The sequence below is a fragment of the Achromobacter sp. FW305-C-30-7 genome (genome assembly GCF_058783105.1).
Genome location: NZ_JBYSYI010000003.1, coordinates 556,797 through 577,565 on the forward strand (window position 1 = coordinate 556,797; position 20,769 = coordinate 577,565).

Genomic DNA, 20,769 nt, shown 5'->3' on the forward strand with positions numbered 1-20,769 from the left:
TCAAGGCGGCTCCGTGGCGATGGAATCCGTACTAGATAACGCCCCGCTCCCGCAGGGCTGCCTGCTGCTCGCCGCTGATGCCCAACGCGCCCAACACCTCTGCGTTGTGCTGCCCCAGGCTGGGGCCGGCGTGATGCACCGCGCCCGGCGTCGCCGAGAACCTGGGCACCACGCTTTGCATCCGTACCGGCCCCAGTTCTTCATCCTGCACCGAGACAATGCCCTGGCGGGCTGCGATATGCGGATCGCGGAAGATGTCGGCGATGTCATAGATCGGGCTGAAGCCGACCGAGTGCGCATCAAGCAAGGCCCCCAGTTCGGCCAGCGTATGGCGCGCGATCGCCGCGGCCACCAGGGCATCCAGCGCCTCGCGGTTGCGCACCCGGTCTGGATTTGTCAGGTAGCGCGGGTCCTGCGCCACGCCGTCCAATTCCAGCGCCACGCACAAGCGTTCGAAAATGCGCTGCGTCGATGCCGCGATCGAGGCCCAATGGCCGTCACGGGTCCGATAGACGTTGCCTGGCGCGGCGTACTGGCTGCTGTTGCCCAGCCGGCCGCGAACGATGCCCAACTGGTCGTACTCGATGGGCAGGAAATCCATGACCCGGAACATCGACTCCATCAGCGAACAATCGATCTCCTGGCCCTGCCCCAGCGGCGCGGTTTTTTCGCGGTACAAGGCGGCGACGATACCCAGTGCCCCGAACAGGCCAGCCACCGCATCCGCAATGGGAAAGCCCATGTGCAGGGGCCGGCCATCCGGTTCGCCGCAGATATTGGTCAGTCCGCTCATGGCTTCGAACACGCGGGCGAACCCCGGCTTGTTGCGGTAGGGTCCGGTCTGGCCGAAGCCGGTCACGCGCAGGATGGTCAACGCCGGGTTCTGCTGGCGCAGCCACTCGCCCGGCATGCCCCAGCCGTCCAGCGTTCCGGGACGGAAGTTTTCCACCAGCACATCGAAATCCGGCAGCAGCCGCGCCACGATGTCGCGGCCTTCGGCGGTGCGCAGATCCACCGAAATGCCCTTCTTGTTGCGGTTCGCGACCTTCCACCACAGCGGCACACCATCCTTGTGCGGCGCCAGTGCGCGCAAGGGGTCGCCCGGCCCCGGAATCTCCACCTTCAGCACCTCGGCGCCCAGGTCCGCCAGCAGCGTCGCGGCCCAGGGGCCAGCCACCACGGTGGACAGGTCCAGGATACGCACGCCTTTCAGCGGCCCCGCATTTTCCTCGAAACTCATCTGCTGATTCCCCTGTTTCCAGCCGGACCTGTCCGGCGGGCACCGCCATGCGTACGCATCAAGTTGGGGGAATTCTGTGCTGAAATCAGCCCATCCGGAATGGGCATTCTTGATAAAGCAGTTATCTCCAATCGAGATGGGGCGCAGCCATGGACCTGAAGAACCTGAGGGTATACACCCGCATCGCAGAAGCCGGCAGCCTGACCCGGGCGGCCGCAGCCCTGGGCATCGCGCAGTCCGCGTTGAGCCGCCAACTGTCCGAACTGGAACGGGAGTTCGGCGGCAGGCTGTTCTTTCGCACGGGGCGCGGGGTGCTCTTGACCGAACTGGGCGAAAGCCTGATGCCGCGCGCCCAGGCTTTGCTGCTGGAGGCCGACCAGTTGCTGGAGGAAGCGCAGGCCGCCCAGCGCAAGCCTGCGGGCATCGTCAACCTGGGGGTGATTCCATCGCTGTCGCAGCCGCTCATCGGCATGCTGCTGACCTACACGCAGGCACGCTATCCGGGCATCCGGCTGCGGGTATTCGAGGGTTACAGCGGGGAGATCGAAGCCTGGCTGGCCAACGGCAAGATCGACATCGGCATCTACAACCGGTACCGCGCCGCGTCCACCCGCCCGCAGGAGGTCCTGTTCGAAACCGAAATGAAATTGGTGACCAGCGCCAAGTCGGCGCTGGCCGCGCGGCGCGAACTACGCCTGGCCGATCTGGCCACGGTGCCGCTAGCCCTGCCCGTGCGTCCGAACTCCTTGCGTGCGGTGCTGGACAGCCTGACTTTGCGCGCCGGCATCGAACTGAATGTGGTGCTGGAAGCCGACTCCGGCGTCGTCATCAAGGACGCGATCCTGCGTGGCGGCCTGCACAGCATCCTGCCCAGCCACGCGGTATCAACGGAACTGGCGGACGGCAGCCTGGTTGCGATCGGTCTGGCAGATCCCGCTGTCCGGCAGACGGTACTGATGGACCTTAGCCGCCAGCGGCCCGCCACCGCGGCCACCCGGCAGCTGTTCAAGGCCTTGCCGGATCTTGCGCGGCAGGTTGTGGCCGGTGCGCCCGCCGACAAACCGCGCCGGCCGCGCGCGGCGCCCCGGAGCGGCTGAGGCCGCGCAACGGCCCGAGGCTCAGTGCGTGTGCTCGTCCAGCACCAGGTGCGCCATGCCCTTCTCGGTGGCCAGGCCCACCTTCTGCCCGATAGGCAGGGTCGCCTTGGTCGCGACGTGGCCGTACGGCAGGCCCGTCACCACCGGCACCTTGACCGTTTTCCGCAGCCAGGCCACCACTTCGTGCAGGTCGTAGCCATTGTCGTGCGCGGCCAGCTTGTAGTCCGAGAAGCGGCCCAGCACGATGGCCTTCTGCTTGCCCAGGATGCCGGCCTGCGCCAGCTGGATCAGCATGCGTTCGATGCGATAGGGATGCTCGGCCACGTCTTCCAGGAACAGGATGCCGCCGCGCACCTTGGGCATGTAGGGCGTGCCCAGCAAGGACGTCAGCATGGCGAGGTTGCCGCCCCACAGGATGCCGCGGCAGTCCACCGCATCGGCATCCTGGGTTTCGAAGCTGAGGATTTCCAGTTCGCCGCGCATGATCTCGCCGAACAGGGCTTCGGTCAGGTCGTCGACCTTCTTGCCGCCGAAGTCATAGATGGCCGAGGCGCCGGTATAGCTGACCGCGCCGGTCTGCGCCAGCAGGCCCAGGTTGAAGGCGGTGAAGTCGCTCATGCCGACGAAGCGCTTGCCGCTGTCGGCCATGGCCTTCCAGTCGATCGCAGGCAGCAGCCGGCCCATGCCATAGCCGCCGCGCGTCACCATGACGATGGGCAGCTTCTGCTTGGCGGCGCGCGTCAGGCTGGCCAGGCGCTGCGCGTCGGTGCCGGCGAAGCGCTGGTGCTCAGCCAAGGCAGTGCGGTCCAGGGCGGTCTTGAAGCCCTGCTGCTGCAGGCGCTCGCGGGCCAGTTCAACCGTGGCCGGGTCGCGCACCGCGGAGGACGGCGAGATCAGGTAGATGCCGCGGGCGTCCGGCAGCACGTGGGCGTGGCTGTGGTCATGCCCGCAGTCTTCATCACATTCGTGGCCTGCGTGGCCATGATCGTGGTTGTGGTTGTGGTCATGCTCGTGGGCGGCGGCTGCTTTCGCGCCGCGCGCCTTGGCGCCTTGGGATTTGCTCATGCTGCGGATTCCTTGCTGCGGCGTTCGCGGAAGAACCGGCGCAGCAATTCGCCGCAAGGTTCGGCCAGCACGCCGCCGGTGACTGAGGTGTGATGATTGAGTTTGGGGACCGAGCCTACGTCCAGCACGCTGCCGCAGGCGCCGGTCTTGGGGTCGTAGGCGCCGAACACCACGCGGGCGAGTCGCGCGTGCAGCATGGCGCCGATGCACATGACGCAGGGTTCCAGCGTCACATACACGGTGATGCCCGGCAGGCGGTAGTTTTCCAGCGCTCGCGCGGCGCCGCGCAAGGCGACGATCTCGGCGTGGGCGGTGGGGTCGTGGTCGATGATGGTGCGGTTGTAGCCCCGCCCCAGAATGTCGCCCTGGGCCGACACCACCAGCGCGCCCACCGGCACCTCGCCGATGTCGTAGGCGGCCTGGGCCTCTTGCAGCGCCAGTTCCATGAAGCTGGCGTCCTGCGCGGTCCAGGGTTGAACCGCCGCCAAAGGGACTGCTTCAACCACGGTACACCCGGGACTTCAGTGCGATGCGGCCGGCCAGGCTGGTCACGGCTTCTTCCAGCCATTGATAGAGTTCGGCATGCTCGTCGTAGCGGGCCTGGTTCAGGTTCGACACCCGGCCCTCTTCGATGAAGCCCCAGGCCCGGCTGCGCTTGTCGCGATGCTTGGGATCCCAGACGCCGAAGGCGAAGCCGCCGGCGCGGCGGATCAGCGAAAAGCACGGGATGTCGGTGTAGCCGTCGCCGACGAACACCATCTGGTCGAACGGCACGCGCAAGCGGTCCTCGGGCACCTTGCGGTTGACCTCGAAGGGCTTGTTGCGGAAGTCGCGGCCGATGATGCCTTTCTGGATATGGAACAGGTAGCGGGTCTTGTCGGTAAAGCTGACGATGCGGCGCGGAAAGGCGATGCCGCCATCGGCGCCGTAGACGAATTCGGACGCCCAGATCTCGGTGAATTCATGCGCGATGGGCGTGGAGCGGACCACGTCGCCAATGCCGCTGGAGATCAGGTAGAACTCCAGCTGCACTTGCGGCTGTTCGGCCCGCACCGCGGCGCGCAGGCGCTGGAACAGCGTGGGCACGCCATCGTGTAGTTCCAGCCGCGCGCCCCAGTCCTTCAGGCGTTGCTGCGTGATGAGGCCATGCTTGCCCGATTGCGACAGCTGGATCATCTGGTACAGGTAGGCGGGCACGGGGTCCCAATCCTGCTGCGACAGCAAGGGATCGACCTCATCCTTCCAGAAGGATGCCGTGTCCACGCCCATGCTTTCCAGGAAGCCGGACGTGCTGTCCGAGGCCAGCGTGTCGTCGAAGTCGAATATCAGGGCGATGACGTCGGACATGTATATGCGTGAAAAAGGGGCGACAGCCGCCATTTTGCCTGAATGTGGCGGCGGCTGCGCCCCTGTGGGCCCGGATGCAGGCCCTGTGCCCGACCCGTCCGCTTACTGGCGGACCGGCGCGGTCATGGGCGCCGCGGCGGGCGCGGGCGCCATGCCCGGCGCGCCGGCCGCGGGCGGCACCGTGTCGGCGGGCACCTGGATGACGGTTTCACGCAGCACGCCCCCGCCCTGCACGCTGCCGCGCACATTGGTGGGCGAAGTCATCTGCGTGACGCAATCTTGGCGCGACGCGGCCGGCAGGCGGTTGCAGCGGTCCAGCATGTTCTGCTGCAGCTGGTCGGTGCCGCCGTCCTTGAGATTGTTGCGGCCGCTCTCTTGCCGCGCCGCGCCGGCTTCGCGCATGCAGGCGGCCTGGTCCTGGCCGGTGGCGCCGCTCTTGCAAGCCGCCACATCCTGCTGGTACTGGGACTGGGCTGAGCCGCGGCCGCTCGCATCTGCCGCGTGGACCGCTCCCGCGGCCAACATCAGGCCTGCAGCGCAAAGCGTCGCCGCGAGGCGTTTGGTATGCATGGGACGTGTAGTCATGGTCAGCTCCTTGAGATTGGTTGATCCGTTACCCACTATCCCACGATGACGCTTCGGCTACATGTCCAGCGACTTGAATTCGTAAGACTACGTTTCAATTGACGCGGCGCAACAAACCCGCCCTGCCGGCTTAGCTGGCATCGCGCTCGGCGTCGGCTTTGCTCAGGCGGTTACGGTAGGTCGCCGCGCGCATCAGCAGCATGGCGGTCACGGGCGAAGACACGATCAGCAGCAAGGTGATGATGACTTCATGAAACACAGGCCGGGCAGACAGCGCCGAAAACACCAGGATGGAAGCGGCCAACACGCAGCCGCAACCCATGGTGTTGCCCAGGGTGGGCGCATGGATGCGGGCATAGAAGGTACGGAAGCGCAGCAGGCCGGCCGACCCGGTCAGCGCCAGCAAGCCGCCGAGCACCAGCAGGATGCTGGCGGGTATGGCAGCCCACAGCGGGATCTGGGCGTCGATCATGGCTCAATCACCTCGCCGCGCAGCAGGAAGCGCGCCATCGCGGTGGAACCGACGAAGCCGAACAGCGCGATCAGCAGCGCGATGTCGAAGTACACGGACGTGCCGGAGCGGATGCCGAACACCAGCATGGTCAGCATGCCGTTGATGTACAGCGTGTCCAGGGCCAGCACGCGGTCCTGCGCGGTGGGACCGCGCAGCAGCCGGATGGCGGCGAAGACCATGCCCAGCGCGAAGCAGAGCAAGGCGAAGGACGCGGCCCAGTAAAGTATGTTGTTCATTCGAAAATCTCCATCAGCGGGCGCTCGTAGCGTTCCTGGACCAGCTTGATCCAGTCGCCCTCGTTCTGCAGGTCCAGCACGTGCAGCTTGAGGCGATGGTCGTCGGTCAGGTCCACCCAGACGGTGCCCGGCGTGTAGGTGACGATGCAGGCCAGCATCGCCAGGCCATGCGGGTCGCGCATGGTCAGCGGGATCATGATGAACCCGGGCGAAAAGTTATTGCGGCGCGGATTCAGGATCAGCCGCGCCACGGCGATATTGGATTTGATGATGTCCGCGGTCACGTGCAGGAACAGCGGCACTACCTTCCACAGGCGGCGCGGCCGCGCCCGCAGCGGCCGCAGGCGGGACGCCGCCCAGGTGAACCACAGCGCCAGCGCGATGCCCAGCGCGATCTGGCCGGCGGACGCGCTCTCATTGAGCACCAGCCACAGGACGAACAGGTAGACCGGCAGGAACAGGAAGTAGAGGCGGCGCATCAGCTTCCTCCCTTGAGGCCGCGCACGGTCTGCGCGGACATGACGGCGTCGATATAGGACTTGGGCTGGTCCAGCGAGCGCGCCGCGTCGTCCAGATAGGCCGACACGGGGCCCGCGCCGGCCGCCAGGCCCACGCACAGCAGCAACAGCACGGCCACCGGCCCGGCTTCGATCAGCCGCAGGCGCGGCGTGCTGCGGTCATCGCTGGCCCAGAACACCCGGATGCCGGTGCGGCCCAGGCCGATCAGGCCGGCCAAACCGGACAGCAGCACGGCGGCCACCAGTATCCATGCGTCCATGGGCACGGCCGATTCGTTGGCGGCCGACACCGCCGCCGACAGCAGCGACAGCTTGGCGACAAAACCCGACAGGGGCGGCAGGCCAGTCACCAGCAAGGCGCAGGAAATAAAGGCCAGGCCCAGGAAGGCCATGGCCGCGGGAATGGCCACGCCCACCACGTCGTCGGAACGGTTGACCGAGGCGGGATCGTCCAGGTCGAAGGCATCCAGGGTCACGGCGAGCACGTTGGCGCCGAAACTGCGGGTGCGTTCGATCAGCTCGGCCAACAGGAAGAATGCGCCCGTGGTCAGCACGGAACTGAGCAGGTAGAACAGCGCCGGACCGGTCAACGTCACGCCCGGCATGCCCAGCGCGGTCAGCAGCGTGCCCGCCGACACGATCACGCAGTAGCCCACCATTTTTTCCAGCTGCTGCGTCGCCAGCAAGCCCAGGCCGCCGAACAGCAGCGTGGCCAGCCCCGCCGCGAACATCCAATCCAGGCTGAAGGCCGCTGGCGCGCCTGTCGGCAGCAGCAAGGAGCCGATGCGCAGCAAGGCGTAGATGCCGACCTTGGTCATGATGGAGAACATGGCCGCGACCGGCGCGCCGGCCGAGCCGTAGCCCTTGACCAGCCAGAAGTTCAGCGGCCAGGCGCCCGCCTTCACCAGGAAGGCTACGCCCAGGATGGCCGCGCCGGCCTCGAACAGCATGCGGTCCGCGCCCGCCAGGTTGCCCGCGCGCACCGCCAGGTCCGCCATGTTCAGCGTGCCGGTGACGCCGTAGATCAGCGCGATGCTGATCAGCAGCAGGAACGAAGCCACCAGATTGACCGCGATGTACTGCAGGCCGGCGCTAACGCGCGCCACGCCCGAGCCGTGCAGCAACAGGCCATAGGACGCGGCCAGCAGCACTTCGAAGAACACGAACAGGTTGAACAGATCGCCCGTGAGGAATGCCCCGTTCAGCCCCATCAGCAGGAACTGGAACAGCGAATGGAAGTGCACGCCGGCGCGATCCCAGCGGGCCAGCGCATAGACCAGCGTGGCCAATCCCAGCACCGCGGTCAGGGTCAGCATGACGGCGGCCAGACGGTCGACCACCAGCACGATGCCGAAGGGCGCGGGCCAGTCGCCCACCAGATAGACCCCTACCCCGTCCGGCCAGACGCCGGGCACGCCGCCGCCCGCCACCACCAGCAGCGCGATGGCGGCGGCCAGTTGGCCCAGGGTGGAGACGAGCGCGATGGCGCCACGGGTGTAGCGGCGGGTGTCAGCCAACAGGAGCATTGCCGCGCCGGCCGCGAGCGGCGTGACGATGGGCAATACGGGCAGGTGTTGCAGCCAAAAATTCAAGATTGGGACTCCCGTCCATCAACGTGGTCGGTACCCGTGAGGCCACGCGAGGCCAGCAGCACAACCAGGAACAGCGCGGTGGTGGCGAAGCCGATCACGATGGCCGTCAGCACCAGCGCCTGCGGCAGCGGATCCGCATACCAGGAAGGATCATGGGCCACTGCCGGATCGACCACGGGCGGACGGCCCGAGGTCAGCCGGCCCATGCCGAAGATGAACAGGTTCACCGCATAGGAAACCAGCGACAGGCCCATGATGAACTGGAAGGTCCGCGGCCGCAGCAGCAGCCAGACGCCCGAGCCCGCCAAGACACCGATAGCGATGGCGTATATCAATTCCATCAGGCTTCCCCTGTTTGTGCGGCGGCCGCCTGGATTTCGACGGCTGCCTTGCGTTGCGCGCGCAGCGATTGGTGGGCCAGCGCCACCAGCACCAGCACGGTGGATCCCACGACCAGCATGTAGACGCCCAGATCGAACAGCAGCACGCTGGACAGGTGTACGTGGCCGATCAGCGGCAGCGCGACGTCCCAGGACAGCGCCGCCAGGAAAGGCTTGTAGGCCAGCCAGGCGGTGACCGCCGCCGTGCCGGCGAACAGCAGGCCGATGCCGATCCAGTTCTGCGGATTGAGGCGGCTGCGCGACTCCACCCAGTACACGCCGCCCACCATGTACTGCAGGATCACGGCGGTGGCGAAGATCAGTCCGCCCACGAAACCGCCGCCCGGCTGGTTATGGCCGCGCAGCAGGAAGTACACGGAAATCAGCGCGGCGGTGGGCAACAGTAGGCGCACCAGCACGGTCGGCACCATCATCGAGCCCGTGGGCACCAGCGACTTGATGTCCGGCGCCTCGGGCACGCCGCCGTCCTGGTCGAGCTGCTGACGCGGCAGGTCCGCGCTTTCAGCGGCCGGACGGAAGCGGCGCAGCAGCGCGTAGACCGTCAGCGCCACGATACCCAGCACCGTGATCTCGCCAAAGGTATCGAAGCCGCGGAAGTCCACCAGGATGACGTTCACCACATTGGTGCCGCCGCCGTCGGGCAGTGCGCGATCGACGAAATACGAGGAGATGGTGTCGCCTTGCGGACGCACCAGCACCGCATAGGCCAGTGCGGCCATGCCGGTGCCCGCGGCGCCCGCCATCAGCAGGTCGCGCAGCCGGCGTCCGCGTGCGCGCAACGTGGCCTTAAGGCCTTCGTCCTCGTCCTGCGCGATGCGCCGCGGCAGCCAGCGCAGGCCCAGCAGCAACAGCACCAGGGTCACCACCTCGACCGACAACTGGGTCAGTGCCAGGTCGGGCGCCGAGAACCAGACGAAGGTCAGGCAGGTGATCAGGCCGGCGCCCCCGGCCAGCGCCAGCGACGCCAGGCGGTGGTACTTGGCCTGGAAGGCCGCAGCCAGCGCGCAGCCCGCGCCCACCAGCCACAGCAGCGCGAAGGCCGGATCGATCGGCGTCATGCGGCCGGCACCGTCCAGCCAGCCGCCCCCGCGCAGCGGCAGCCAGGCCACGAACAGGGTGCCCAGCACGATCAGCAGCATCTGCACCTGCAGGCGCGAGGACGCCAGCCAGCGCAGCAGCCAGGCCGCGGCCACGCTGGAGCCGTCCAGCAGCGCCTCGAAAGTGCGGCGGCCGTCCAGGCGGTAGATGAACGGCACCCTGCCGGGGTTGGCGCGCTGATGGGCGCGCAAGGCCAGGTAGAGCAGGATGCCGGCAGTGGTCGCAACCAGGCTCATGACCAGCGGCAGGTTCAAACCGTGCCAGACCGCCAGGCTGTACTCGGGCATGTCCTGCCCCAGGATGCTTTGCGCCGCGGTCGCCAGGAACGGGCCGACCGTCAGGCCGGGCACCACGCCCACCAGCAGGCAGATGGCCACCAGCAGCGCGCTGGGGAACAGCATCCAGCGCGGCGGCTCGTGCGGCGCACGCGGCAGGTCGGTGGCCGGGGGACCAAAGAACACTTGCAGGATGAAGCGCAGCGAATAGGCCACGCTGAACGCGCCCGCGATGGTGGCCACCAGCGGCAGGCCTATCTCGGTGATGCGGTCGCCGCTGACGAAAGTGGTCTCGGCGAAGAACATTTCCTTGGACAGGAAGCCGTTGAGCAGCGGCACCCCCGCCATGGAGGCCGCCGCCACCATCGCCAGCGTGGCGGTGATGGGCATAGCCTTGTACAGGCCCGACAGCCGGCTCAGGTCGCGCGTGCCGGTTTCATGGTCCACCACGCCGGCCGCCATGAAGAGCGAGGCCTTGAAGGTGGCGTGGTTGATCATGTGGAAGATGGCCGCGACCAGCGCCAGCGTGCTGTTCAGGCCCAGCAGCAGCGTGATCAGCCCCAGGTGGCTGATGGTGGAATACGCCAGCACCCCCTTCATGTCCTGCTGGAAGATGGCGGCATAGGCCCCCAGCACCAGCGTGATCAGCCCCGCCCCGCCGATGATCCAGAACCATTCGTCGGTGCCGGATAGCACCGGCCAGAACCGCGCCAGCAGGAACACGCCCGCCTTCACCATGGTGGCCGAATGCAGATAGGCGGATACGGGCGTGGGCGCCGCCATGGCGTTGGGCAGCCAGAAATGGAACGGAAACTGGGCGCTCTTGGTGAGCGCGCCCAGCGCCACCAGGATCAGGACGGCCGGATACCAGGGATCGGCGCGCACCAGGTCGCCGGCGGCCAGCACCCGGTCCAGGTCGTAGCTGCCGACGATGTGGCCCAGGATCAGCACGCCGGCCAACAAGCACAGCCCGCCTCCGCCCGTGACCGTCAGCGCCATGCGGGCGCCGCGGCGCGCGTCCAGGCGGTGATGCCAGTAAGCGATCAGCATGAAGGACGCCAGGCTGGTCATTTCCCAGAACATGACCAGCTGGATCAGGTTGCCGGACAGCACCACGCCCAGCATGGCGGCCATGAAGGCCTGGAAGAACGAGAAAAAGCGCGGCACCGGGTCTTCCGGCGACATGTAGTAGCGTGCGTACAGCACCACCAGCGCGCCCATGCCGGACACGATCAGCGCGAACAGCCAGGCATAGCCGTCCATGCGCAGGGTGAACTGCAGGCCCAGGGCGGGCGCCCAGGGCATGTCGAAGCGGACCACGCCGCCGTTGGTGACTTCGGGATACAGGCTGATGACCAGCACCACACAGGCCAGGGCGATGAGCCCCGCCAGCCAGGCCTCTGCATTGCGGGCGTTGGATGGCAGGAGCGCGGCGCACAGGCTGCCGGCAAACGGCAGAGCGAGGATCAGGATCAGCGACATGGCGTTCCGAGAGTGTCCGGGCCCCCTCCCGCCAGCGCAAGGCAGCGAAAGACGAACAGACCGGGGATTGAAAAACGGACGGAACCCTGGCCCGGTGCGTCGCTGCACTACACGTTGCCCCGCGGGGGACATCAACCAACGCCATTGAACGGCGCAGACAGAAACAAACGCAATAGCTTTCTTGCAAGACCGGCCAAGAATCTCATACGAAAAATATCAGATTCTTGTAAGTTATGCAGAGATTTATGTGCGTACCGAGCGGATGACGGCATGTTCGATGCGCAATCCTTGCGCAATTGAAATATTCCTGAAGCTATTCATGTCTTTGTCAGCATTGGTTTTTTTCATCTATTCCGTCCTTCTTCGGGCAACAACGCGGTAAAAAAATAACCCTGGGCAAGCCAGGGTCTATCCGGGTTGACCGGCGCAAATTTACTGTGTGGAATGGCGCCCACGAGGCATCCGCCGCGCCAGCATCCCGGCGCGGCAAGCTTCACCGACGCCGGCCCAAGAAGCCGGCCGGGTCGGAAATTCAAATAATCTGGAGAAGACTCTTGACCATGCTGTCCCAAGCCAAGGCCGTCCTGGCCGCCGCCATCGCCGGCCTCTGCCTTAGCACCGCCGCGCAGGCCGCCGACCCCTACCCCAACAAGCCCATCCGCCTGATCGTTCCCTTCGCCGCCGGCGGCACTACCGACATCGTGGCGCGCATCGTCGCCGAGGGCTTGACCCGTGAACTCGGCCAGGCGGTGGTGGTCGAGAACCGCGGCGGCGGCGGCGGCTCCATCGGCGCCGACGCCGTGGCCCGCTCCACGCCCGACGGTTACACCCTGGGCGTCGCCACCGTCAGCACCATGGCCACCAATCCGGCCACCAACCCCAAGAACCCGTACAACCCGCTGAAGGACTTCGCCCCCATCACCAATATGGTGAACGTGCCCAACGTGCTGACCGTGAATCCGGCCGTGCCGGCCAAGAACCTGGCCGAGTTCATCGCCCTGCTCAAGGCCAACCCCGGCAAGTACGCTTACGCCTCGTCGGGCGCGGGCGGCATCGGCCACCTGGACGGCGAGCTGTTCAAGTCGCTGACCAAGACCGACATGGTGCACGTGCCCTACCGCGGCTCGGGCCCGGCGCTGAACGACGTGATCGCCGGACAGGTCAACGCCCAGTTCGACAACCTGCCCTCGTCCATGCCCCATATCCAGGCCGGCAAGCTGCGCGCCCTGGCCGTGGCCGCACCCAAGCGCCTGCCGGCGCTGCCGGACGTGCCGACCTTCTCCGAAGGCGGCCTGCCGGAAATGGACAACATGGCCTGGTACGGCCTGGTCGCGCCTGCCGGCACGCCGCAGGCCGTGATCGACCGCATCCATGACGCCGCCGTCAAGGCGCTCAAGGATCCCAAGATCGTGCAGCGCCTGGCCGACGGCGGCTCGCTGGTGGACGGCAACACGCCCGCCGAATACGCCGCCCAGATCAAGCGTGAGCTGGAACTGCGTCAACGCATCGCCAAGGAACGCAACATCCAGTCGACCAACTAATCGTCCGCCGCGACGCGCCGGCCCGATTTTCGGGGCCGGCCATACCCGAGAGCCGGTCTACCCAGACCGGCTCTTCTACTGTGTCCACGCTTTTCCGGCAGGCGTACGTTCCCGTGGTCCGGCCTTGACTGCAATCGCCCCGGTGGTAGCATGTGCGACCGTGCGATCCCATTTTTCTCCCCTCCCCTGCGCCGCCTGCGCGCTTTGCGCCCTGCGCTCGACCCTGTTGAGCTCGCAGGAAGTCGCCGCGCGCTCCGCCTACGCCCGCTCCAAGCCCGGCTAATCGCCCGCTTTTCCCCTTCCTGAGCCCTATCCCGGCCCGCCGCCGGCTGCCTGCGCACACCCGCGCTTTTCCGCAGCCCTGCAGCCGGCCGGCGCAAGCCCTGCCGCGTGGCCGGGCCCCAAGCCTCGTCTCTTTATCCGCAAGCCGCCGGAGGTTTGCGGCCAGGCCACGCACCGACCTATTCCAAGCGCCATGCAACTCACCAAGAATTTCGTCAAAGCCAAGAATCCCTGCGCGGGCGGCTACAAATGGTTCATCCGCGACCACAACGGGCAAGGAGACTATCAGGCCGTGCTTGACGCCCTGGTCGCTGACGGACGCGTCAGCGACGCCTGCTGGCTGCTGGACCAGTTCGGCCCCACCGACGCCGTGTTGCGGCTGGATTCGGTCGACGCCAACGCCATCGTCTTTGCCGGCACCTTGGAGGTGCGTATGGGCATCAATGTGGATAGCGTGGTGCGCGCCGGACGCAGCATCGTCACCGGCGGCGGCATCCGCGCCGGCGAAACCATCCAGGCGGGCGAGAACATCACCGCCGGCGCCACCATCGCCAGCGGCGGCAACATCCGCGCGGGCGGCGACATCATGGCCGACTGGGGCATCGAGACCGCCACCCGCCTGGATTGCGGCGGCAACGTCCGCGCCAAATGGGACATCTGCGCCGGCCAGGACTTGGCCGTGACCGGCCACCTGCATGCCGGACAGGACGTGCAGACGCAAGGCGCGATCAAATGCGGCCAAGGCATCAAGGCCGGCGGCGACGTGCGCGCCGAAAAGGAAATAGACGCCGCCTGCGGCATCCAGGCCGGCGGCTCCATCCAGTGCGGCGAACACCTCGCTTCGGGCTGGGGCCTGATCGCCGGCGAGGACATCCGCGCCGACGGGGCGATCCGCGCGGGTGAAGGCGTACAGGCCGAAGGCGTCATCGAAGCGGGCGCGGGCCACGGCATCTACGCCGGCCTGAGCGTGCGCCTGGACGCCTGGGCCGCCTGCGCGCGCGTCGTGGCGCAGAGCCGGCCCGAGCAACTGGTCAGCGGACACTGGGACGGCCAGGACAGCGCCGCGTACGCATAGCGGCTGCCCTGGCGCAACGCCGCCTACTCTGGCTTGATGTTCGCTTCCTGCATGCGCCGGCCCCAGGTGCCCAGTTGCGCCTGCACGAAAGCCTGCTGCTGCGCCTGCGTGTTCGGCGCCGCCGTCATGCCCAGGGCGGCAAACTTCTGCTGCACCTCGGGCCGCGCCAGCGCGTCGTTCACCGCCTTGTTCAAGCGCTCCAGGATCGGTTGAGGAATGCCGGCGGGACCGGCCAGGCCGACCCAGACCACCAGATCGAAATCCTGGTAGCCGGTCTCGGCGAACGTGGGCACATCCGGCAAATCCGGCAACCGGCGCTCGGTACTGATAGCCAGCGCCCGCAGCTTGCCGCCGCGCAGCAGCGGCGTCGCGACGGACAGGTCCGCCATCACGTAATCGACTTGCCCGCCTGCCAAGTCCGTCAGCGCCGGGGGCTGGCTCTTATATGGCACGCCTTCCGCGCGCACGCCGGCAATGCGATTGAAAGCCGCGGCGCCGACCTGCCCGCCGGGAGAACCGTAGCCGTAGTTCAAGGAGCCCGAGGCCGCCTTCTTCACGAAGGAGGCCAGGTCCTTGTACGGACCATCGGCGCGCACCAGCAGCAGCATGGGCATGGTGGTCAAGCGCGACACGTGGCTGAAGTCCTTCTGCGCATCGTAGGGAAGCTTCTTGAACAGCCCCGGGTTGATGGAGTTCAGCGAGCTGCTGGAGATCGTCAGCGTGTAGCCGTCGCCCGGTGAACGCACCGCGTACTCGGTGCCTATCAGGCCTTGGGCGCCGGGCTTGTTCTCGACGATCACATTGGCGTTCAGATCCTTGCGCAGTTCTTCCGCGATGATGCGAGCGCTGGTGTCGGTGGCGCTTCCTGGCGAAAAGGCCGCCACGATCTTGATGGGCTTGTCGCCCGGATAGCTATCGGCCTGCGCCGCGCCCTGCGCGGACAGGCCCAGCACGGCGCACGCCAACAGCGCGAATCGAATCGTTTTCATGGTGTTGTCTCCTGGTTTTATGGGTACTGCCTGGTTTGCCTTACCGCTCTGACGGCGGCGTTGCGGCATTCATTTCGCCCAAGCGCGGCGGGCCCCGGCGTATGGCCGCAGGCGTGTCGGACAGCTTTATCGGTATGCCTGGCCCGTGGTAATCGTCACGGCGGACCACCATCTGGCGATGCTCGGTATGCGCGGCCGCGGCCACCGACGCCATGTCCAGAATCGGCGCGGCGGGCACGTTCTGCGCCAGCAGCTGCTTGCCGAACGTCTCGCCATCCACTCGCGCGAAGGCCTGGGCCAGCGCGGCATCCACCGCCTCGCGGTTGACCACTCTCTGCCCGTTGGACTTGTAGCGTTCGTCCTGCGCCATTTCCGCAATACCCAGCTGCGCGCACAACTTGCCGAACAGACGATCGTTGGCGACCGCGATGAACAAGGGGCAGGTCCGGGTCTGGTACACGTTGTAAGGCACGATGTTCGGATGCCCGTTGCCGCTGGGCCGCGGCGTATTGCCCGATGCCAGGTAGTTGGCCAGGAACGGATGCGCTACCGACACGGCGGAATCGTAGAGGCACACGTCGGCCATCTGCCCGCGTCCGGTGCGATGGCGGGCCTGCAGCGCCAGCAACACGGCAATCGCGGCATTCATGCCCGTGGTCAGATCGACCACCGGCACCCCCAGCCTCAAGGGTTCGCCGCCCGCCTCGCCGTTGATGCTAAGCAGGCCGGCCATGGATTGCACAGCGGCGTCGTAGCCCGGCAGTTCGCCGAGCGGACCATCGTCGCCGAAACCCGTGATGCGGCAATGGACCAGCCGCGGAAAGCGCTCGGTGATGGCGGACGGTTCGGCCACGCCCCAGCCGCGCAGCGTGCTGGCCTTGAAGTTTTCGATCAGCACGTCGGCGGTTTCGAGCAATTGCCAGAAGGTCTCGCGTCCGGACTCGCTGTTCAAGTCCAGCACCATGCTGCGCTTGTTGCGGTTCACGGCGCGAAAGTACGCCGAACTGCCATCCACGAACGGCGGGCCGAAGCCGCGGCATTCATCGCCGTCCGGCGACTCGATCTTGATCACGTCGGCGCCGTGGTCGCCCAGCATCTGGCCGCAGAACGGGCCCGCCAGGACGCGCGAGGCGTCGATCACGCGCAGGCCGGCGAGTGCGCCGCCCGCATCGCTGTTATGCATGTCTGTCTCCTTTCCGATTCAGGACTCAGGCCGAGGCGCGGGCGATCAGCCAGCTGAATTCCCTGCCCTGCGCGCCCGCCTGGGTGCTCATGCGCAGCGCGAGCCGGTGGTTGTGCGCATCCAGCGCGCCTTCCAGCAGGCCATTCCAGGCTTGCGCCACGCAAGGATGCGCATCGGCCACGCCGTCCATCAGGTTCCAGCCCGTTTGGGTCACGCGCACGCCTTCCGGCGTCTCGCTCAACTCGCACAGGTCACCCTGCGCTTGCGCCAGCGCCACCATGAAGCGCCCGAACTGCAGGGCGGAGGCATCCTGCGCCACGCCCAGCGCCTGCGCCGTCTGGTGATAGAACTGCATGCCTATCATCCGTCCGGTCAGGTGCAGCAAGCCGGCCGCTTCCTCGGGACCCCACAGGTTCACGGCCACGGGCAAGGCGCTGCGCACGTACTCCATGGCGTAGTTGCGGCTGGCCTTGGCCAGGCGCGTCGCGGGCCAATCCGCCGTGGGCAGCGTGGGCGCGGCTGCGGCATCGAAATCGGGCGCGTCCTCATTGCGGCAAAAGCGCAGGCGTTCATGCGGCTGCAGGTCGCGGTCGTACTCGTAGTAATAGCCCTCAAGGCCGGATTGGCCGTCCACGGCCTGCTTGGTGCACACGAAGCCCAGCCGCGGATTGTTGAGCGACACGCCGTTCTGCGCGTGCCAGCCCGCCAGCATGGCGCGCGACACCTCCGACGGGATCGCGCACAGCGCGGTGCCCGACCAGATCCAGCGCGGCGCGGAATAGCGTATCCAGGCCTTGCGGTCGGACTCGTGCATGTACTGCACCGCCACGCCGCCGATATGGTTGGACAGGTAGTGATATTGCGCTGCCGCGACGGCGGGCGGCAGATGCGCGATGCCCAGCTTCTTCAGGCCCGGCAGGAAGCGCTCGTTGCGCTGGCGGCAGAAGATCTCGTAGACCAGTTCCGCGGCGCGCGCGGTGCCGCGGCGAGTCACGGCGGACAGGACGATGCCCGTGAAATAGGCGTGGTACCACTCGGAAACGGCGCGCCAGCCGCGTTCCTCGGATTGCATGTCATGCATGGCCATTCACTCCGGTGGGAGCCACCACGGAACCGGGCAGCAGGGATTGCATCGACGCGACGGCGAAATCCGCGATGTCGCGCGCGATGGCCTCGCGATCCACCTCTGATTCGCCCTCTCTCGGGCGATACCACATGGTGGTCCAGTTCAATGCGCCCAGCAGCGGCTTGACCTGCAAGGCTGGGGGACCGCGCCGGAAATCGCCCGCCGCCATGCCCGCCTCGATCACGCTGCGAAACAGCGACTCGTAGCGGTCGCGTTGCCGCACCAGTTCTTCCAGCTCGGCGCGCTGGCCCGCGGTGGTGCGTCCGGCCAGATGCAGCTCGACGCCCTGCACCGTGACGCGCTGGTATGGCAGATGCGCCATCATCAGGTGCGTGTGGGCATGGGCCATGTTCCACAGCCGCTGGGGCGGCGACGCGCCTGCGTCCTCGGCCAGCGGCGTCACCCTGTCCAGGTTCAGTTGCATGGCGCGCCGGTGCACGGCGAAGAACAGGTCGGTCTTGCTGCGGTAGTAGTAATAGACGCTGCCTTTGGTGACGCCGATCAGGTCGGCGACCGAATCGATGGTCGTGGCGGCGAACCCCATTTCAGTAAAGGCTTGCGCGGCGGCGTCCAGCAGCTCCACCTGCCGCAGCGGCATCTCGTCGTAGGGAATAACAGTCTTGGCTTTCATGATGTTCCTAGCGTTGCGCGGCTGCACCGGCGCTTTTCTTGATGGCGCGGGCCAGGACCACGCGCTGGATTTCAGAGGTGCCTTCGTAGATTTCGGTGATGCGCTGGTCGCGGTAGCAGCGCTCCACCGCGCTGGGCTTCACGTAGCCGCGCCCGGCCAGGATCTGCATCGCGTCATCCACCACGCTGTGCGAGGTTTCGCTGGCCAGCAGCTTGGCCATCGCGCCCAGCGTGCCGATGTCCTGCCCGGCGTCGTAGGCGCGCGCGGCCTCGTAGGTCATCATCCGCGACGACGACAACGCGGTGGCCGCATCGGCCAGCTTGAAGCCCACGCCCTGGTGGTCGATGATGCTGCGCCCGAAGGTCTGGCGCTGCACGGCGAAGTCCCGCGCTTCGGCATAGCTGCACAGGGCAATGCCGTTGGCCTGGGCGGCCACCACCACGCGGCCGATGCTCAGCGTCGCCAGCGCGAGCTTGAGCCCTTCGCCCAGCGCCCCGACCACGCTTTCCGCGCCGACCCAGGTGTCCACTTTCAAGTTGGTGGTGGTGGTGCCGCGTATGCCCATCTTGTCTTCGTAGTGGTCCACCACCACGCCCGGCGCATCGCGGTCCACCACGAATGCGCTGATGTTGTTGCGCGCGCAGGGTTCCCCCGTGCGCGCGAACACGATGAAGTAACGCGAATGCCCGCCGTTACCCAACCAGCACTTTTCACCCCGGATGCGCCATCCATCGCCTTCCGGCACCGCCGTGGTCGACAGGGCCGCCGCATCCGAACCCGCGCCGCGCTCGCTCAGGGCGAAATTGACCGCATGGCCGTCGCGCGCCAGGCCGCCCAGCAGCACCATCTTCTGTTCGGCAGAGCCTCCCAGGATGATCGGAAACGCGCCCAGCGACAGCGCCGCCAGGATCGCGGCCGTGGAGGCGCAGCCCTGGGCCACGGTCTCCACCACTGCCACCAACGAGGTCAGCGATGCGCCTGCGCCACCGTATTCGGCCGGAATGAAAAGCCCCGAAATCCCGCTTTCCCGCAAGGGCGCCAGGTGTTCGACGGGGTAACGCTGGTCCCGGTCGATGGCGGCGGCGGCGGGCGCGAACGCCCGCAACGTCAGGTCGGCGGCCTTGTCCCGCCAGGCGCACGCTTCCGGGTTGAGTGAGGGATTCCAGATCACGGACATGCTTGTCTCCAGCAACATACTAATCAGTATTTAGTGAGTTGAACGAGAACATACTACTTGGTATTTTTTTTCGATACCTGGGGAAAACCCGGCGTATGCGAATGAGGCCCCACAGGCGAACGCGAGTTCGCCCGTGGGGTGTTCCATCAACCGCTGACGGCCGCAGCTATGCGGCTTTCGCCTGCGGCGCCGGGTTGCGCAACACCAGCATCAGTCCCAGCAGGATCGCGCCCATTCCGCCCAGGCTCAGCGCCGACAGGCGGTTGCCCAGGATCAGGTAATCCAGGGCAGCGGTGCCGGCCGGGACCAGATAGAACAGGCTGGTGACGTTGACGAGATTGCCGGCCTGGATCATGCGGTAGAACAGCAGGGTCGCGCCGACGGATATCACCAGCCCCATCCAGATCAACGGCAGGACGAAGCCCGTCACCCACTCCACATGCATAGGCTGAAACGGCACGAACAGCAGGCACAGCGCCAGGCTGACAAGGTACTGCAGCGGCATGACGTCCATGGGCGCCTGACGCACGCGCTTCTGCAGGATGGCGCCCGTCGTCATGCAGACCAACGCGGCCAGCGCGAAGACCATGCCGGCCGCGGAAAAACGCGCCATGCCTATGCTCTGGTAGACCACCATCACCAGCCCGCATAGCGCCAGGAACAGGCCGGCCAAGCGCGGCAGTGAATAACGCCGCTCCATCAGCGCCAGCGTCAGGATGGGCTGTGCGCCCAGCAGCGTGGCCAGCACTCCCGGCGTGATGCCGTGGTCCAACGCCAGCAGATAGCAGATGGAATACCCGCCGATCAGCAGCAGGCCCGTCGCCGCCACCGTCGCGCGCGTGCCGCGCTCGGGCAGCCAGCGCCGCCGCCATACGCAGATCAGCAGCAATACGGCCAGGGCCAGGATGAAGCGCAGCAGCAGGAAGCCGAAGGCGGAGGCATGGGACAGCCCCCATTTGGCGAAAATCGCGCCGCCGCTCCACAGCAGCACGAACAAGGAAGTGGAGCCATAGGAGGTCCACGCGTTTCTATCGAAAGACATGAGGTTTCTACCTGTCGGGGTATTAACAGGCTCCGGTCCCGTCCGTGCAGGCGCACGCAAGCGTGCGCTAGACGGATGCAATACGCATCAAGACGTCTGGCAAATCTGCTGGGAAAGAGACTGGAGTCGCGTTGCGGACGGCGTCAGCCGACGACGACCGCGCAAGGCGGGTAAGCGCCCGAGACCACGCCGCAAGGCGGCGCGACCGGCGGCGATACCACCGTGGACACGACAGGAGAAAAACCGGGGGAAACTGCGGAGTGCCGCGACGAC

At 66.8% G+C, this 20,769-nt stretch carries 20 protein-coding genes; 3 read left to right on the plus strand and 17 right to left on the minus strand.

Annotated elements, in window-relative coordinates; all coding sequences use genetic code 11:
- Positions 1-31: 31 nt before the first annotated feature.
- Positions 32-1,240, minus strand: a complete 1,209-nt coding sequence (locus tag AC3WOB_RS13230; protein WP_492275270.1) for a CaiB/BaiF CoA transferase family protein — start codon at positions 1,238-1,240, stop codon at positions 32-34.
- 149 nt (positions 1,241-1,389) lie between these two features.
- Here AC3WOB_RS13230 and AC3WOB_RS13235 point away from each other — a divergent pair, with 149 nt between their 5' ends.
- Positions 1,390-2,337, plus strand: a complete 948-nt coding sequence (locus tag AC3WOB_RS13235; protein ID WP_492275271.1) for a LysR family transcriptional regulator — start codon at positions 1,390-1,392, stop codon at positions 2,335-2,337.
- Between the two features lie 21 nt (positions 2,338-2,358).
- On the opposite strand, the gene AC3WOB_RS13240 is transcribed toward AC3WOB_RS13235, so the two are convergent.
- The 10 genes from AC3WOB_RS13240 to AC3WOB_RS13285 all read right to left on the minus strand — a co-directional run bounded on the left by AC3WOB_RS13240 (position 2,359) and on the right by AC3WOB_RS13285 (position 11,450).
- Positions 2,359-3,402, minus strand: a complete 1,044-nt coding sequence (locus AC3WOB_RS13240; RefSeq protein WP_492275272.1) for an LD-carboxypeptidase — start codon at positions 3,400-3,402, stop codon at positions 2,359-2,361.
- Positions 3,399-3,890: a tRNA adenosine(34) deaminase TadA gene (tadA, locus tag AC3WOB_RS13245; RefSeq protein WP_013394074.1), complete on the minus strand. Its 492-nt coding sequence runs from the start codon at positions 3,888-3,890 to the stop codon at positions 3,399-3,401. Before tadA ends, AC3WOB_RS13240 begins: the two co-directional genes overlap by 4 nt.
- Before the next feature lie 10 nt (positions 3,891-3,900).
- A complete protein-coding gene (locus tag AC3WOB_RS13250) occupies positions 3,901-4,749 on the minus strand; it encodes an HAD family hydrolase (protein WP_013394075.1) in 849 nt (282 codons plus the stop codon).
- A gap of 102 nt (positions 4,750-4,851) precedes the next feature.
- Positions 4,852-5,334: a hypothetical protein gene (locus AC3WOB_RS13255; RefSeq protein ID WP_013394076.1), complete on the minus strand. Its 483-nt coding sequence runs from the start codon at positions 5,332-5,334 to the stop codon at positions 4,852-4,854.
- Between the two features lie 130 nt (positions 5,335-5,464).
- Positions 5,465-5,806, minus strand: coding sequence for a monovalent cation/H(+) antiporter subunit G (gene mnhG / locus AC3WOB_RS13260; RefSeq protein ID WP_207465225.1), 342 nt, complete (start codon positions 5,804-5,806; stop codon positions 5,465-5,467).
- The gene (locus tag AC3WOB_RS13265) at positions 5,803-6,084 is read right to left on the minus strand and encodes a K+/H+ antiporter subunit F (RefSeq protein WP_013394078.1); all 282 of its coding nucleotides are present in this window, start codon (positions 6,082-6,084) and stop codon (positions 5,803-5,805) included. Before AC3WOB_RS13265 ends, mnhG begins: the two co-directional genes overlap by 4 nt.
- Positions 6,081-6,563, minus strand: a complete 483-nt coding sequence (locus AC3WOB_RS13270; RefSeq protein WP_492275273.1) for a Na+/H+ antiporter subunit E — start codon at positions 6,561-6,563, stop codon at positions 6,081-6,083. The genes AC3WOB_RS13265 and AC3WOB_RS13270 overlap by 4 nt, the downstream gene beginning before the upstream one ends.
- Positions 6,563-8,194 carry a monovalent cation/H+ antiporter subunit D gene (locus AC3WOB_RS13275; RefSeq protein WP_013394080.1) on the minus strand — a complete coding sequence of 544 codons (1,632 nt, stop codon included), beginning with the start codon at positions 8,192-8,194 and terminating at the stop codon, positions 6,563-6,565. The genes AC3WOB_RS13270 and AC3WOB_RS13275 overlap by 1 nt, the downstream gene beginning before the upstream one ends.
- On the minus strand, positions 8,191-8,535 hold the full coding sequence (locus tag AC3WOB_RS13280; protein WP_013394081.1) for a Na+/H+ antiporter subunit C: 345 nt from the start codon (positions 8,533-8,535) through the stop codon (positions 8,191-8,193). The genes AC3WOB_RS13275 and AC3WOB_RS13280 overlap by 4 nt, the downstream gene beginning before the upstream one ends.
- A complete protein-coding gene (locus AC3WOB_RS13285) occupies positions 8,535-11,450 on the minus strand; it encodes a monovalent cation/H+ antiporter subunit A (protein ID WP_492275274.1) in 2,916 nt (971 codons plus the stop codon). The genes AC3WOB_RS13280 and AC3WOB_RS13285 overlap by 1 nt, the downstream gene beginning before the upstream one ends.
- Positions 11,451-12,010: 560 nt before the next feature.
- Between AC3WOB_RS13285 and AC3WOB_RS13290 the strand changes: the two genes are divergently transcribed.
- Positions 12,011-12,991, plus strand: a complete 981-nt coding sequence (locus tag AC3WOB_RS13290; RefSeq protein WP_207465356.1) for a Bug family tripartite tricarboxylate transporter substrate binding protein — start codon at positions 12,011-12,013, stop codon at positions 12,989-12,991.
- Between the two features lie 475 nt (positions 12,992-13,466).
- The gene (locus AC3WOB_RS13295; RefSeq protein WP_013394084.1) at positions 13,467-14,348 is read left to right on the plus strand and encodes a hypothetical protein; all 882 of its coding nucleotides are present in this window, start codon (positions 13,467-13,469) and stop codon (positions 14,346-14,348) included.
- A gap of 23 nt (positions 14,349-14,371) precedes the next feature.
- Here the strand turns inward: AC3WOB_RS13295 and AC3WOB_RS13300 are convergent, their stop codons facing one another.
- The 6 genes from AC3WOB_RS13300 to AC3WOB_RS13325 form a co-directional block, all read right to left on the minus strand.
- Positions 14,372-15,337, minus strand: coding sequence for a Bug family tripartite tricarboxylate transporter substrate binding protein (locus tag AC3WOB_RS13300; RefSeq protein ID WP_492275275.1), 966 nt, complete (start codon positions 15,335-15,337; stop codon positions 14,372-14,374).
- 40 nt (positions 15,338-15,377) lie between these two features.
- Positions 15,378-16,520 carry a CaiB/BaiF CoA transferase family protein gene (locus tag AC3WOB_RS13305; RefSeq protein WP_492275276.1) on the minus strand — a complete coding sequence of 381 codons (1,143 nt, stop codon included), beginning with the start codon at positions 16,518-16,520 and terminating at the stop codon, positions 15,378-15,380.
- Positions 16,521-16,545: 25 nt separating this feature from the next.
- Positions 16,546-17,601 (minus strand): hypothetical protein, encoded by a 1,056-nt coding sequence (locus AC3WOB_RS13310; RefSeq protein WP_492275277.1) that lies wholly within the window; start codon positions 17,599-17,601, stop codon positions 16,546-16,548.
- The gene (locus tag AC3WOB_RS13315) at positions 17,594-18,277 is read right to left on the minus strand and encodes a TetR/AcrR family transcriptional regulator (protein ID WP_013394088.1); all 684 of its coding nucleotides are present in this window, start codon (positions 18,275-18,277) and stop codon (positions 17,594-17,596) included. The genes AC3WOB_RS13310 and AC3WOB_RS13315 overlap by 8 nt, the downstream gene beginning before the upstream one ends.
- A 7-nt stretch (positions 18,278-18,284) precedes the next feature.
- Complete coding sequence (locus AC3WOB_RS13320; protein WP_492275278.1) at positions 18,285-19,454, minus strand: acyl-CoA dehydrogenase family protein; 1,170 nt, start codon at positions 19,452-19,454, stop codon at positions 18,285-18,287.
- A 166-nt stretch (positions 19,455-19,620) separates the two neighbouring features.
- Entirely contained in the window at positions 19,621-20,496 is an 876-nt protein-coding gene (locus AC3WOB_RS13325) for a DMT family transporter (RefSeq protein WP_207465246.1), read from the minus strand.
- Positions 20,497-20,769: the final 273 nt, after the last annotated feature.